This window comes from Micromonospora sp. NBS 11-29 (assembly GCF_002140155.1).
Taxonomy (GTDB): domain Bacteria; phylum Actinomycetota; class Actinomycetes; order Mycobacteriales; family Micromonosporaceae; genus Micromonospora.
The window spans coordinates 855,466-870,559 of record NZ_NAPR01000013.1 but is presented as its reverse complement, the minus strand read 5'-3'; the positions used below and the strand labels follow the sequence as shown (position 1 = coordinate 870,559).

The window sequence follows — 15,094 nt, the reverse complement described above, 5'->3', positions numbered from 1 at the left end:
GTTCGCGACTGCGGGGCTCGCAACCCCGGCTCACTCCTCGCGCTCACAGGGGCGTCACGTAGGCGCCGGTGATCCCGCCGTCGACGACGAACTGCGTGGCGGTCATGAACGAGGCGTCGTCGCTGGCCAGGAACGCCACCGCGGCGGCGATCTCCGTCGGGTCGCCGAACCGCCCCATCGGCACGTGCACCAGCCGCCGGGCGGCCCGCTCCGGGTCCTTCGCGAACAGCTCCAGCAGCAGCGGGGTGGCGACCGGGCCGGGGCAGAGCGCGTTCACCCGGATGCCCTCGCGGGCGAACTGCACGCCCAGCTCCCGGGTCATTGCCAGCACCCCGCCCTTGCTCGCCGTGTACGCGATCTGCGACGTGGCCGCGCCCATCAACGCCACGAACGAGGCGGTGTTGATGATCGAGCCCTTGCCCTGCCGCCGCATGTGCGGAATGACGTGCTTGCAGCACAGGTAGACGCTCGTGGTGTTGACCCGCAGCACCCGTTCCCAGGCGTCCAGCCCGGTCTCCAGGATCGAGTCGTCGTCGGGCGGCGAGATGCCGGCGTTGTTGAAGGCCACGTCGACCCGGCCGTGGCGTTGCACCACCCCGTCGAAGAGGTCGCGGACGGCCGTCTCGTCGGCCACGTCGGCGGCGACGAACTCACCGCCGACCTCGTCCGCCGCCCGGGTGCCCGCGTCGGCGTCGATGTCCACGCAGACCACCCGCGCCCCCTCGGCGGCGAAGCGCCGCACGGTGGCCAGCCCGATGCCGCTCCCGGCGCCGGTCACCACGGCCACCCGGTCCTGAAGCCGTCCCTGCACGATGATCACTCCTCGGTGCCGATGAACACGTTCTTGACGTCGGTGAAGGCGTGCAGCGCGTCCGGACCCAACTCCCGGCCGAGGCCGGACCGTTTCATCCCGCCGAACGGGGTCCAGTAGCGCACCGAGGAGTGCGAGTTGACGCTGAGGTTGCCCGACTCCACCGCCCGAGCCACCCGGACCGCCCGGCCCACGTCCCGGGTCCAGATCGAGCCGGAGAGCCCGTACTCGGTGTCGTTGGCCAGCCGGATCGCGTCCGCCTCGTCGTCGAACGGGAGCACCGAGACGACCGGGCCGAAGATCTCCTCCCGCCAGTGCCGGTCCGCCGGGGAGTCGGCGAGCAGCACCGTCGGGGCGTACCAGAAGCCGGGGCCGTCGGGGCGGGAGCCGGTGAACGCCACGGTCGCCCCGTCGACGTACCCGGCGACCCGGTCCCGGTGCGCGGCGGAGATCAGCGGACCCATCTCGGCGGTCTCCCGGGCGGGGTCCTCCACCCGGAACGCCCGCACGGCCGGTTCGAGCAGTTCCAGGAAGCGGTCGTACACCGGGCGTTGGACCAGGATACGGGAGCGGGCGCAGCAGTCCTGGCCGGCGTTGTCGAAGACCGAGGACGGCGCGGTGGCCGCCGCCTTCGCCAGGTCGGCGTCGGCGAAGACGATGTTCGCCGACTTGCCGCCCAGCTCCAACGTCACCCGCTTCACCTGGGCGGCGCAGCCCGCCATGATCCGGGTACCCACCTCGGTGGAGCCGGTGAAGCAGATCTTGCGGACCGCCGGGTGGGTGACGAACCGCTCCCCGACCACCGCGCCCCGCCCGGGCAGCACGGTGAGCACGCCCTCCGGCAGGCCGGCGTCGAGGGCCAGTTCGGCCAGGCGCAACGCGGTCAGCGGGGTCAGCTCGGCCGGCTTGAGCACCACCGTGTTGCCGGCGGCGAGCGCCGGGGCGAGGCCCCAGCCGGCGATCGGCATCGGGAAGTTCCACGGCACGATCACCCCGACCACGCCGAGCGGCTCGTGGAACGTCACGTCCAGTCCGCCGGGCACCGGGATCTGGTGCCCGGTCAGCCGCTCCGGCGCCCCCGCGTAGTAGTCGAGCACGTCCCGGACGTTGCCGGCCTCCCAGCGCGCGTTGCCGATGGTGTGCCCGGCGTTGCGCACCTCAAGGAGCGCCAGCTCCTCCAGGTGCGCGTCCACCTCGGCGGCGAACCGCCGCAGCAACCGCGCCCGATCCCCCGGCGCCACGTCCCGCCACCGCTCGAACGCCGCCCCGGCCCGCCCCACGGCCGCGTCCACATCCCCCACCGAACAGCCCCGGACCTCCCCGATCCTCGCCCCGTCAACGGGCGAAACCACCTCACCCACGCGCGCTCCCCCCTCCTCTGTTCGTCGATCTTGGAGTTATGGCTCCTCGCACAAGCCGCCTTCAGAACAATCCGGGCGCCACAAGTCCAAGATCGACGGGGCGGGCAAGGGGCGGGGGGTCAGAGGCGCTCGAAGCCACGGGTCAGTTCCCAGTCCGTCACTGCGGCGTCGAAGGCGGCCAGCTCGACCTTCGCCTGGTTGGCGTAGTGGTCGGTCACCTCGTCGCCGAACGCCGCCCTGGCGACCTGCGAACGCTGCCACAGGTCGAGCGCGTCGCGCAGCGTGGCGGGGACCCGCTCGGCGGCCGGGTCCTCGTACGCGTTGCCGGTGCACTCGTCCGACAGCTCCAACTCCTGCTCGATGCCGTGCACCGCGCCCGCCACCAGCGCGGCGATCGCCAGGTACGGGTTGACGTCGGCGCCGGGCACCCGGTTCTCCACCCGCATCCCCTGCCCGTGCCCGACCAGCCGCAGCGNTGGTAGCGCTTGTAGGAGTTGATGTTCGGGGCGAAGAGGAGACTGAACTCGCGCATGGTGGCGAGCAGCCCGGCCAGTACCCGCTGCCCGGTCACGCTCAGGTGCGCCGGCCCGTCGCCCAGCATCGCCGACGAGCCGGAGGAGTCACGCAGCGAGAAGTGGATGTGGCAGGAGTTGCCCTCCCGCGCGTTCGGCTTCGCCATGAACGTGATCGACATGCCCTCCTGGGCGGCGATCTCCTTCGCCCCGTTCTTGTAGATGACGTGGTGGTCGGCGCAGGCCACCGCCTCGTCGTACCGGAAGGCGATCTCGTGCTGGCCGAGGTTGCACTCGCCCTTCGCGCTCTCCGGGGTCAGCCCGGCGCCGGCCATCTCGGTGCGGATGCGGCGCAGCAGCGGCTCCACCCGGGCGGTGCCGAGCAGCGAGTAGTCCACGTTGTACTGGTTGGCCGGCGTCAGGTCGCGGTAGCCGCGCCGCCACGCCTCCTCGTACGAGTCGCGGTAGAGCACGAACTCCAGCTCGGTGCCGGCGTACGCGGTCAGCCCGTGCGCGGCCAGCCGGTCGAGCTGCCGGCGCAGGATCTGCCGGGGCGAGGCCACCACCGGCCCGGAGCCGTCCAGCCACTCCAGGTCCGCCAGCACCATCGCGGAGCCGGGCTGCCACGGCGTCCGGCGCAACGTGTCCAGGTCGGGCTTCATGGCGAAGTCGCCGTAGCCGCGTTCCCAGCTCGACATCGCGTACCCGTCGACGGTGTTCATGTCGACGTCCACGGCGAGCAGGTAGTTGCAGCCCTCGCTGCCGTTCTCCAGCACGTTGTCGAGGAAGAACGGCGCGTGGATCCGCTTGCCCTGGAGGCGACCCTGCATGTCGGTGAGGGCGAGCACCACCGTGTCGATCTCGCCCTCGGCGACGGCGACCCGCAACTGTTCCAACGAAAGCGGCGTTCTACTCATCGGGGGCCTCCATCACCAAGGTCTACTGGCAAACCGGATCACCGTCAATGCCCCGGCCCGGCCGGTGCCGAAACTCCAGGGCCCGGATGCGTGTCGGATCATCGGACGCCGCGCATCCCAACGGCAACCGCGAGCCGCGCGACGTCCGCCGCCGGCCGCATCCTCGACCCCAGGGGTACGCGGACAGCCCCACCGGCGTCAGCCACGCGCCCGCGCCCAGGCCAGGAAGCGGTGGTGCAGATCCGGCGGGCTCGTTCGTCGCCGTGGCCCGGCACCTCGGCCCTGTCCGCTGATCCACGCCTCCCCGGCGTCCACCCGACAAGACGGGTGCCCCAGCCCGTCTGACACCCACCGCGTTCCACCCACCACCGTTCAGCCCCGCGACTGGAACACCATGGGTGCCTCAGCCCTGTTTTGGCACCCATGACGTTCCACCCACCGCCAACCGGCGGCGTCAGTGGAACGCCATGGGTGTCCCAGGCCCGTCATGACACCCATGGTGTTCCACCCAACAACGCCCAACCTGGGGGGGAGGAGGACAGCGTGGGTGCTCACGCACGTGACGTTCCACCCGTGACCGCCCGGCGGTGGGCGGACGCGACGGGAGAGCGGCGGCGCACGGTCAGGAGGGTGGGGTGGGGGTGTCCTCGACGGTGCGGCGGGGGCCGGTGAACCACTTGCGCGCCGAGGCGTACCACCAGATCGCGACGCCGAGCAGCACGCCGCCGACCGCCAGCGGCGCGTAGTTCACCGCGGTCCAACTGAAGTTGGGGTCGCCGGGCACGCCGGCCGACACGATCGGCAGCACGAAGTAGACCGAGATGACCGCGATCTCCACCACCGCGATCCAGCCCAGCAACCGGTAGCGCCGGCCGAGCGTCCACGGCCCCGGGACGAACCGGTCGCCCATCCGCAGCCGCAGGAAGATCGGGATGACGAAGGAGAGGTAGAGCCCGATCACCGCCACCGACACCACGGCGTAGAACGCGACCGGGATGCCGCCGCGCTGGTAGAGCGCGGGCAACGTGAGCACAAGCCCGGCCAGGGTGGCGCCGATGATGGCGTTGACCGGGGTGCCGTTGCGGTTCACCTTCGACCAGAGCCGCCAGCCGGGCACCGCCCGGTCCCGGCTGAACGCGTACGCCATCCGCGACATCGAGGTCACGCAGCTCATCCCGCAGAAGAACTGCCCGATGGTGGAGATGATGATGACCGTCTTGAAGAAGAACGGGGTCAGCGCGGTTTCGAAGATCGCCCCGGAGAAGCCGCTGGCTTCGTGGATCGCCTCCACGTCGGTCGCCGCGAACAGGAACGCGAGCAGCAGGATCCAACCGCCGATCGCGGAATAGAAGATCGACCGCCACAGCCCTTGCGCGGCGGCCTTCGACGCGCCCCGGGTCTCCTCGGAGACGTGCGCGCAGGCGTCGAAGCCGGTGATCGTGTACTGCGTGAGCAGGAAACCCAGCGGCAGCACGTAGAACCAGAACGTCAGGCCGCCGCCGTCGCCGAAGCCGGAGTTGTCGAACCGCTGGGTGAAGACGAACCGGAAGCTCTGGTGGTCGTCCGGGACCAGGACCAGGATCAGCACCACCGCGGCCGCGCCGGCAACGTGCCACCAGACCGAGACGTTCTGGAGTACGTCGATGACGCGGTGCCCGTAGACGTTGATCAGCCCGTGCAGGGCGAGGATCACCACGAACAGCCCGAACGTCTGGTGCCCGGTGCCGGCCCAGCCGTCGAACAGCGCCGACAGCGTCAGGTTGAGGAACGTGGCGCAGCCGTAGTCGACCGAGGCGGTCACCGCGACCAGCCCGATCAGGTTGAGCCAGCCGGTGAACCAGCCGTGCACCGGTCGGCCCATCGTCGCCGCCCACCAGTAGATGCCGCCCGCCGTCGGATACGCCGAGACCAACTCGGCCAGGCAGAACCCGATGATCAGGATGAAGATCGAGATCAGCGGCCAGCCCCAGGAGATCGCGACCGGGCCGCCGTTGTTCCACGCCTGGCCGAACGTGGTGAAGCAGCCGGCCAGGATCGAGATGATCGAGAACGAGATGGCGAAGTTGGAAAAGCCGCTCCAGGTGCGGCGCAACTCCTGCTGGTAGCCGAGTTCGGCGAGTCGTCGGGCGTCGTCGTCCATCGGCTGCTCGGCGGTCGACGCGGGCGTCGTGGCCACGGCACACACCTCCGGGAAGGAGATCCGGCGTACGAGTGCTCGCAGTGTGCTCCCGCCGATCAAGCCGGTCAATGGGTACCCGGTTAATTGCGTTGTCCCGCCGGCGTGTCGGGAGCATCCTGGAGCCCGTGACCAGGCCCGACCCGACGGGCCGGCACCGGGCGCTCGGCAACGCCCGNGCGCGCGGCGTCCACCTCTCTCTCACTGAAGTACGGCGACCCGCCGTACCCTCGGACGCCCGCGCCGCCGCACCTCACGCGAACAGCAACCCGGCCACCCACAGCGCGGCGACGACCATGCCGGCGGTGAACTCGACCAGGATCGACAGCCCGGCCGCCTTGAGCGCCTGCACGGTGGCCGGCCAGGCCAGCCGGTTGCTGCCCAGCCGCAGCCGCTCCGCGCCCCAGATGCCGGCGACGAAGCCGATCGGCAGCCCGACCACCGGGATCACGAAGAAGCCGATCACGCCGAGCAGCCCGCCGGCCAGCAGCGACGAGGTGGGCACACCGGTCCGCTTCAGGTTCCGCCCCGGCCAGAGGTACTTGACCACGGTGCCGGCGGCGGCGACCACGGTGGCGGCGGCGAGCACCGCCCAGCGCCCCGGGCCGGCGCCCCCGAACAACGCCCACACCAGCACCCCGCCCCAGCACAGCGGCAGCGCCGGCAGGCCGGGCACCACCACCCCGGCCAGCCCGGCCAGGATCGCCAGCGCGGCGACCACCGACACCACCGCCTGCGAATCGCTCAGACTCACGGGTTCTCCTCTTGTAAAGCGGGGCCCCCTCCTATACCGGAGGCGTTAACCGGGGGCCCTTCCTTACCTCAGAAGGGTGCGGATGGCGTCGGCGGGCATGGGGGCGCCGAACAAGCGGCCCTGGCCGGTGTCGCAGCGCAGCGCCCGCAGCCGTTCGGCCTGCACCTCGGTCTCCACCGCCTCGGCCGTCACCGACAGCTCCAGCGCGTGTGCCAGCCGGACCAACGCGTCGACGATCCGCTCGTCCCGGTGGTCGGCGACCGCGTCCGCCCCGTCGCCCCGGATCCCCTCCACGAACGGGCCGGCCAGCTTCACGCAGTGGATCGGCAGCCGGCGGAAGTAGGCCAGGTTCGAGTAGCCGGTGCCGAAGTCGTCGATGGCCAGCCGCAGGCCGAGGTCGGCGAGCTGGTGCAGGGCACGCAGCGGCTCGCCGGCGCTGCCCATCACCGCGCTCTCGGTCAGCTCCAGTTGGAGCAGCTCGGCGGGGAGGCCGGTGTGCTGCAACGCCTCCGCCACGGTCTCCACGATCGCCGGGTCGTCGGCCTGCCGGGCGGCCAGGTTGACGCTCACCACCGGCGTGGTGTCCGGGTACGCCCGGTGCCACGCCTCGGCGTCCCGACACGCCTGGCGCAGCACCCAGGCGCCGAGCCGGATGATCAGGCCGGTCTCCTCGGCCAGCCCGATGAACCGGTCCGGCCCGATCAGCCCCAGCTCCGGGTGCTGCCAGCGGACCAGCGCCTCGACCGCCACCATGGTGCCGTCCAGCAGCGACACGATCGGCTGGTAGTGCAGTACGAACTCGCCCCGGTCCAGGGCGGCGGGCAGGTTCGCGGCCAGCGCGGAGCGGGCGATGTCGGCGGCGCTGCGCTCCGGATCGTACACCGCCCAGCGGCCCCGCCCCTCGGCCTTGGCCCAGTAGAGCGTGGTGTCGGCGGCCTTCATCAGCTCGCCGACGTTGGTCTCCGCCGCCGGGCACTCCACGATGCCGATGCTGGCGGAAACGGCGAGCTGCTGGTCCTCGACGTGCACCGGGGCGGAGACGGCGGCCAGCGCCAGCTCCGCCACCTCCACCGCGTCGTCGAGGCCGCCGTCGGAGTCGACCAGGATGACGAACTCGTCGCCGCCCATCCGGGCCACCAGGTGACCCCGGCCGGAGACGCAGTCGCTGAGCCGCCGGGCGATCACCTTGAGCAGCCGGTCGCCCAGGTCGTGCCCGAGGCTGTCGTTGACCGCCTTGAACCCGTCCAGGTCGATGAAGCAGAGCCCGACGCGTTGCTCCGGCCCGGCCGCGCCGAAGACCTCGCCGAGCGTCTCGAAGAACAGCGTCCGGTTGGGCAGGCCGGTCAACGGGTCGTGCAGCGCCTGGAAGCGCAGCCGCTGCTGCAACTCGTACCGCTCGGTGATGTCCTCGATCATGGCGACGGTGAAGCGGGGCCGCCCGTCGTCGTACCGGATCAGCGAGACGGCCAGGTCGGTCCAGACCACGCTGCCGTCCTTGCGGTAGTAACGCTTCTCCACCCGGGCGCTGTCCCGCTTGCCCTCGATCAGCTCCTGGTAGATCTCCCACATGCCGGCCGCGTCGTCCGGGTGGAACAGCGCGGACACGTTGATCCGCCGCAGCTCGTCGACGGTGTAGCCGAGCATGTCCGCGAAGGACTGGTTGACGTCGATGATCTGCCCGTCCACGCCCGCGATGCCGATGCCGATGGCGGCCCCGGTGAAGACCGCCCGGAAGCGGGCCTCGCTGTCCCGCAACGCCTGCTCGACGGTGTCCCGGGCCTGCCAGGCGGACCGGGCGATCCGCTCCTGCTGGCTGAAGACCCGGTCCCGCAACGCCCGGGCGAACCCGGCCGCGAACCCGCCCTGCACCAGCGCGATCCGTTCGCGCAGCTCGGGCACCTCCGCCCGGGCCGGCAGCACCCAGGGCAGGAACCGGTCGCCGAGCGCCTGCACCGACCAGTCGAGCACGCCCGGCTCGGTGAGGTGCGCCTCCACCAGGGTCCGCCCGACCTCCTGGGCCGCTCGGGCGGAGAAGGTGGGGGCGAGCACGGCCTCGGCCAGCCGCTCGGTGAGCGGCAGGAGCAGGCGATCGGTCTCGGCCGCGCTCAACGGCACGAACCCGATGCGCCGCACCGCCCGGGCCCACTCGGCGGCGTACGCGACGGCACCGGGCCGGCTGAAGTCACGCCCGTCGGGCTCCGGGGCGCGCATGCCGACTCAGCCGGCTGTGCGGTCGTGCCGGGCGACGCCGCCGAACGCTCCGAAACGCTCCGGGTGCTCGTCAACGTCGGACGGCGAGTCGGGCCGCCAGAGCGGCATGTGCACCACGCCCGGTTCGAGGATCGTCCAGTCGCCGAAGAAGCCGGTGATCTCGGCCCGCGAGCGGAGCGTGATCTCGGTGGCGGTACGCGCCGACAGCCGCTGCGCGTCCAGCATCTCCTGCGGCTGGTCCTCGAACGTGGAGTGCGAGATGACCAGGTGGCTGCCGGGGGCGGCGGCGGCCCGCAGGGTCGCCAGGACGTCGGCCGGCCGGTCGGCGTCCGCGACGAAGTGCACCACCCCGGCGAGCAGGATGCCCACCGGCCGGTCGAAGTCGATCAGGCCGCCGTCCCGGGCCTGGTCGAGGATCAGCTTCGGCTCCCGCAGGTCGGCCAGGAGCGCGGTGGCCCGGTCGTTGCCGGCGAGCAGCTCACGGCTGTGCGCCACCGCGACCGGGTCGATGTCGACGTAGACGATCCGGGCCTGCGGGTTGGCGGCCTGGGCGACCTCGTGCACGTTGCCGACCGTGGGGATGCCGGAGCCGATGTCGAGGAACTGGTCGATGCCGGCGTCGAGCAGCACCCGTACGGCCCGGCGCAGGAACTCCCGGCCGGAGCGCATGGTGGCCGCCAGGTTCGGCGTCATCGACGCGATCTGCTCGGCGAGCTGCCNCTCGGCCGGCTCAGGTCGATCTCGGCGGGAACTCCGTCCGGCGTGTGCATCGCTCGGCCTCCCCAGGTCGTCGCCGCCGCGGAGGGCGGATCATGTGGTCCAGCCCACTCTAGGCGTGCCGGACCAGGTGCGGGAGATCCACTCGGGGCGATGCCGCCGGCCGGGATCAGTCGGCCGACTCCATCAGCAGCGAGATGCCCTGCCCGACGCCGATGCACATGGTCGCCAGCGCCCGCCGGCCGCCCCGGCGGCGCAGCTCCAGCGCGGCGGTCAGCGCCAGTCGGGCGCCGCTGGCCCCGAGCGGGTGACCCAGCGCGATGGCGCCGCCGTTCGGGTTGACGTGCTCGGCGTCCGCCGGCAACCCCAGCTCGCGCAGCACCGCCACGGACTGCGCGGCGAACGCCTCGTTCAGCTCGATGACGTCCACGTCGGCCAGGGCCAGGCCGTGGCGGTCGAGCAGCTTCCGGGTGGCCGGCACCGGCCCGATCCCCATGATCCGCGGCGGTACGCCGGCCGCGGCCGCGCCGCGTACCCGGGCCAGGGGGGTGAGGCCGTAGCGGTCGACGGCGGCCGCGGAGGCGACCAGCAGCGCCACCGCGCCGTCGTTGACGCCGGAGGAGTTGCCGGCGGTCACCGTGCCGCCCTCGCGGAACGGCGTGGGCAGCGCGGCGAGCTTCGCAAGCGTCGTCTCGCGCGGGTGCTCGTCGACCTCGACCAGCTTCGTCTCCCGCCGGCCGGCCGGCACGGTCACTCCCACGATCTCCTCGGCCAGCCGGCCGTCGGCCTGCGCCTTCGCGGCGCGCTGCTGCGAGCGGTACGCGAACTCGTCCTGCGCGGCGCGGTCCACGCCGAACTCGGCGGCCACGTTCTCCGCCGTCTCCGGCATCGAGTCGATGCCCCAGCCGCGCTCCATCAGCGGGTTCACCAGCCGCCAGCCGATGGTGGTGTCGTACACCTCGGGGGTGCGGGCGAACGGCGTGGTCGCCTTCGGCATGACGAACGGCGCGCGGCTCATGCTCTCCACCCCGCCGGCCACCATCAGATCGGCCTCGCCGGCCACGATGGCGCGGGCCGCGGCGGCGAGCGCGTCCAGACCGGAACCGCAGAGCCGGTTGACGGTGCTGCCCGGCACCTCCACCGGCAGCCCGCCGAGCAGCGCGGCCATCCGGGCCACGTTGCGGTTGTCCTCGCCGGCCTGGTTGGCGCAGCCGAGGATCACGTCGTCGGTGCGGGCCCAGTCGACCGACGGGTGGCGTGCCACCAACTCGCGGACGACGTGCGCGGCCAGGTCGTCGGGGCGGACCCCGGCGAGGGCGCCGGCGTACCGGCCGATCGGGGTGCGGACACCGGCAACGAGGTAGGCCACGGTCATCGCGCGCACGTCCTTCGGGGGTGGGAAGGGGTCGGTCGGCGGGCCGCCCACCGGGTCACGGGGGCACCCGGCGACAGGATATCCGCGCCCGGAGCGGATAGGTTGGCGGCATGGCCGGGGCCCAGTTCAGCGCAGAGACCAGCGGTGGGGGCGCGTTCGTCCGCCAACCCAACCGGTTCACCGGGCGGGTCACCCCGCACTCCACCTCCCCGGCCGGCGGCGGGCCGGACGAGCAGGGACGCTGGCCGCTGGAGGCCGGCCGCTACCGGCTGATCTGGTGCCGGGCCTGCCCGTGGGCGCACCGGGCCCGGATCGTGCGCGGCCTGCTCGGCCTGGACGACGTGATCTCGTTGGGCACGGTCGACCCGATCCGGGACGAGCGGGGCTGGCGGTTCGCCCTCGACCCGGACGGCTTCGACCCGGTGCTGGGCATCGGCTTCCTCTCCGAGGCGTACCTCGCCACCGACGGTGACTACACCGGCCGGGTGACCGTGCCGGCGCTCGTCGACACGCTGACCGGGCGGGTGGTCACCAACGACTATCCGCAGCTCACGCTCGACCTGTCCACCGAGTGGCGGCGGTTCCACGCCCCGGACGCGCCGGACCTCTACCCGGTGGCGCTGCGCCCGGAGATGGACGCGTTGATGGCGGAGATCCACGCCGACGTCAACAACGGCGTCTACCGGTGCGGCTTCGCCACCTCGCAGGCGTCCTACGACGAGGCGTACACCGCGCTCTTCGCCCGGCTGGACGCGCTCTCCGAGCGGCTGTCCGGCCGGCGTTACCTGATGGGGGACGCGATCACCGAGGCGGACGTGCGGCTGTTCACCACGCTGGTCCGCTTCGACGTGGCGTACCACGGTCATTTCAAGTGCAACCGGCGGAAGCTGACCGAGATGCCGGTGCTGTGGGCGTACGCCCGGGACCTCTTCCAGACCCCCGGCTTCGGCGGGACGGTGGACTTCGACCACATCAAACGGCACTACTACGCCACCCACGACATGATCAACCCGACCCGGATCGTGCCGCTCGGTCCCGACCTGTCCGGCTGGACCACGCCGCACGGGCGTGACTGACCGCACGCCACGCCGGAGCGCCGCCGCCGCCGCGGCCGCCGGCTGCGTCGTGGCCGGCGTGATCATGGTGACGGTCGCCGTGATCGCCGGTCCCGGACCCGGCCCGACCGGGTACGTCAGCGAGGCGGGCGTCACCGACAGCGGGTACGCCGGGGCGTACCGGATCGGGATCTTCACGCTGGCGACGGCGCTGCTGCTGCTCGCCGCGGCCCTGCCACCGGCGGCGCGCGCGGCGTCCGTGCTGCTCGGTGTCGCCACGGTCGCGACGGCGCTCTCCGGCTCGGTGACGTGCAGCGCCGGCTGCCCACTGCCACCGTTCGAGGCCGCCACGGTCGCCGACCTGGTGCACGGCGGGGCCAGCATCGCGGCGACCGCCGCGGTGGTCTTCGCGATGCTGGCGCTGGTGTTCCGCCCCGCGGTCGACGTGGCGTTGCGGCGGGTCGCCACGGTCGGCGCGGCGGTGGCGCTGCCGCTGGCCGGGGCGGTCGGGCTGGCAATGCTGCTGGTGGGCCGGGGCACCCTGGTGGGCGTGCTGGAGCGCGTGTTGCTGACGGTGACCGCCGCCTGGGCCCTGACCACCGCCCTGCTGCTGTCCCCTCTAAACGACCGGTGTAAGGGGTCTCACGGAAAGTGGTCCTTCTGGTGGGGCGGGCAGCGGGAGTAGCATAGGTCGGCGATGACCAATGTCTGGTGCCTCACCGAGCGCCTGTACGTCGACCTCCGACGGCAGGCCAGCGGCGTCTGTCCGGCGTAGCTCCGCCCCCGACGCCCCCTTCCCTCCCCAGACCTTGGACCTGTCCTCATGGCTTCCACCCTGCGCAAGATTCCCTTTTCCGTGCAGATCCTGCTCGGTCTCGTCCTCGGCGTGGCGCTCGGTTTCCTCGCCCGCGCCAACGACCTCGCCTGGCTGACCAGCACCCTCGACACCGTCGGCGGCCTCTTCGTCCAGCTCCTCAAGCTGGCCGTGCCGCCGCTGGTCTTCACCGCCATCGTGGTCAGCGTGGTCAGCCTGCGCGGCGTGGCCAACGCCGCCCGGCTGGCGCTCAAGACGCTGCTCTGGTTCGGCATCACCGCGCTGATCGCGGTGACCATCGGCATCGGTCTCGGCCTGCTCACCGACCCCGGCCGGGGCGTGAACCTGGACCCGGCCGGCGCCACCGCGCCGAAGACCACCGGCTCCTGGATCGACTTCCTCACCGGCATCGTGCCCACCAACCCGGTCGGCGCGTTCGTCGAGGGCAACGTGCTGCAGATCGTCTTCCTCGCCCTGGTCGTGGGCGCCGCCGCGCTGCTGGTCGGCGACCCGGCCGAGCCGTTCGTGCAGTTCAACCGCTCGGTGCTGGCGATCGTGCAGAAGGCGCTCTGGTGGGTGATCCGGCTCGCCCCGATCGGCACCCTGGGCCTGATCGGCAACGCCGTCGCCTCGTACGGCTGGGATCTGCTGGCCCCGCTCGCCAAGTTCACCACCGCCGTCTACGTCGGCTGCGCCCTGGTGCTGTTCGTGGTCTACCCGGTGCTGCTGGTCGCGGCCGGCCGGCTCAACCCGCTGCGCTTCTTCGCCGGCGCCTGGCCCGCCATCCAGCTGGCCTTCGTGTCCCGCTCCTCGGTCGGCACCATGCCGGTGACCCAGCGTTCGGTGGAGCGCCTCGGCGTCCCCCGCGAGTACGCCTCCTTCGCGGTGCCGTTCGGCGCCACCACGAAGATGGACGGCTGCGCCGCGATCTACCCGGCGCTGGCCGCGATCTTCGTGGCGCAGGTGTTCGGCGTGAACCTGGGCGTGACCGACTACCTGCTGATCGCGTTCGTCTCCGTGGTCGGTTCGGCCGCCACCGCCGGCCTGACCGGCGCGATCGTGATGCTCACCCTGACCCTGAGCACGCTGGGCCTGCCGCTGGCCGGCGCGGGTCTGCTGCTGGCGATCGACCCGATCCTCGACATGATGCGGACCGCGACGAACGTGGCCGGGCAGGCCGTGGTGCCGACCATCGTGGCCGCCCGAGAGGGCACGCTCGACCGGGCCGCGTACGACTCGGCCGGCAAGCGCGACCTGATCGAGCCGGTCGAGCCGGCCGAGAACGAGCGTCTCGCCCCCGTACCCGCCTGATCTGGTCGCCAGGGCGGCCAGGACGCACCCGGATCCATGACACAGAGGAAGACCGCATGAGCGCGTTGTTCGAGCCGCTGGCCCTGCGCGGCGTCACCCTGCCCAACCGGATCGCGCTGGCACCGATGTGCCAGTACAGTGCCGGCCCCGACGGGCTGCCCACCGACTGGCACCGCGTCCACCTCGGCTCCCGCGCCGTCGGCGGGGCCGGGCTGGTGCTCACCGAGGCGACCGCGGTGGTGCCCGAGGGACGGATCAGCCCGCAGGACGTCGGTCTCTGGTCCGACGCGCACGTCGACGCGTGGCGACCGGTCACCGCATTCGTCGCCGGCCAGGGCGCGGTGCCGGCCGTGCAGCTCGCCCACGCCGGTTTCAAGGCCTCGACGTACCGCCCGTGGGCGGCGGCGCGCGGCGGCGTGCCGGACGCCGAGGGCGGCTGGACGCCGGTCGGCCCCGGCGGCGACCCGTTCGTGCCCGACTACCGCACGCCGACCGCGCTCGACGAGGCCGGCATCGCCGCCACGGTCCAGGCGTTCGCCACCGCCGCCGGGCGGGCCCTGGACGCCGGCTTCGCCGCGGTGGAGATCCACGCCGCGCACGGCTACCTGCTGCACGAGTTCCTCTCCCCGCTGACCAACCGGCGCACCGACGGCTACGGCGGCGACCGGGCCGGCCGGATGCGGCTCACCCTGGAGGTGGCACGCGCGGTCCGCGCCACGGTTGGTGAGAGCGTGCCGGTGCTGACCCGGATCTCCGCCACCGACTGGACCGACGGGGGTTGGACGATCGAGGACAGCGTGGTGCTCGCCGGGGAGCTGGCCGCGGCCGGCGTGGACCTGGTCGACGCTTCCTCCGGTGGCGCGGCGGCCCGCGCGTCCATCCCCGTCGGCCCCGGCTACCAGGTGCCGCTGGCCGCCCGGATCCGCCGCGACGCCGGTGTCCCGACCGGCGCGGTGGGCCTGATCGTCGAGCCGGAGCAGGCCGAGCAGATCGTCGCCGCCGGCGAGGCGGACCTGGTGCTGCTGGGCCGGGAACTGCTCCGCGACCCGTACTGGCCGCGCCGCGCCGCCGCCAAGCTCG

At 72.6% G+C, this 15,094-nt stretch carries 10 protein-coding genes and 2 pseudogenes; 4 read left to right on the top strand and 8 right to left on the bottom strand.

All coding sequences use genetic code 11. The features are described 5' to 3' along the window. Positions 1–43: 43 nt before the first annotated feature. The 8 genes and pseudogenes from B1205_RS20470 to pcaF form a co-directional block, all read right to left on the bottom strand. Positions 44–811 (bottom strand): 3-oxoacyl-ACP reductase, encoded by a 768-nt coding sequence (locus tag B1205_RS20470; RefSeq protein WP_089157117.1) that lies wholly within the window; start codon positions 809–811, stop codon positions 44–46. Positions 812–816: 5 nt separating this feature from the next. Next, complete coding sequence (locus tag B1205_RS20465; RefSeq protein ID WP_089157028.1) at positions 817–2,172, bottom strand: aldehyde dehydrogenase family protein; 1,356 nt, start codon at positions 2,170–2,172, stop codon at positions 817–819. Between the two features lie 119 nt (positions 2,173–2,291). Beyond that, positions 2,292–3,601: pseudogene (locus B1205_RS20460) on the bottom strand (glutamine synthetase family protein). Between the two features lie 622 nt (positions 3,602–4,223). Then, positions 4,224–5,777, bottom strand: a complete 1,554-nt coding sequence (locus tag B1205_RS20455) for an amino acid permease (protein ID WP_089157027.1) — start codon at positions 5,775–5,777, stop codon at positions 4,224–4,226. 253 nt (positions 5,778–6,030) lie between these two features. Continuing rightward, a complete protein-coding gene (locus B1205_RS20450; protein ID WP_089157026.1) occupies positions 6,031–6,531 on the bottom strand; it encodes a DUF456 domain-containing protein in 501 nt (166 codons plus the stop codon). Between the two features lie 63 nt (positions 6,532–6,594). Next, complete coding sequence (locus tag B1205_RS20445; RefSeq protein ID WP_089157025.1) at positions 6,595–8,742, bottom strand: putative bifunctional diguanylate cyclase/phosphodiesterase; 2,148 nt, start codon at positions 8,740–8,742, stop codon at positions 6,595–6,597. Positions 8,743–8,748: 6 nt separating this feature from the next. Beyond that, positions 8,749–9,512, bottom strand: a pseudogene (locus tag B1205_RS20440) (SAM-dependent methyltransferase). A 116-nt stretch (positions 9,513–9,628) separates the two neighbouring features. After that, positions 9,629–10,834 (bottom strand): 3-oxoadipyl-CoA thiolase, encoded by a 1,206-nt coding sequence (gene pcaF, locus B1205_RS20435; RefSeq protein WP_089157116.1) that lies wholly within the window; start codon positions 10,832–10,834, stop codon positions 9,629–9,631. 110 nt (positions 10,835–10,944) lie between these two features. Between pcaF and B1205_RS20430 the strand changes: the two genes are divergently transcribed. The 4 genes from B1205_RS20430 to B1205_RS20415 all read left to right on the top strand — a co-directional run. Then, positions 10,945–11,910 (top strand): glutathione S-transferase family protein, encoded by a 966-nt coding sequence (locus B1205_RS20430; RefSeq protein ID WP_089157024.1) that lies wholly within the window; start codon positions 10,945–10,947, stop codon positions 11,908–11,910. Beyond that, positions 11,903–12,574, top strand: coding sequence for a DUF998 domain-containing protein (locus tag B1205_RS20425; protein WP_254910059.1), 672 nt, complete (start codon positions 11,903–11,905; stop codon positions 12,572–12,574). The genes B1205_RS20430 and B1205_RS20425 overlap by 8 nt, the downstream gene beginning before the upstream one ends. A 150-nt stretch (positions 12,575–12,724) precedes the next feature. Beyond that, a complete protein-coding gene (locus B1205_RS20420; RefSeq protein WP_176308705.1) occupies positions 12,725–14,014 on the top strand; it encodes a dicarboxylate/amino acid:cation symporter in 1,290 nt (429 codons plus the stop codon). A 56-nt stretch (positions 14,015–14,070) separates the two neighbouring features. After that, positions 14,071–15,094, top strand: a 1,024-nt coding sequence (locus B1205_RS20415) for an NADH:flavin oxidoreductase/NADH oxidase (protein ID WP_089157115.1), incomplete at its 3' end; no start/stop codon positions are given.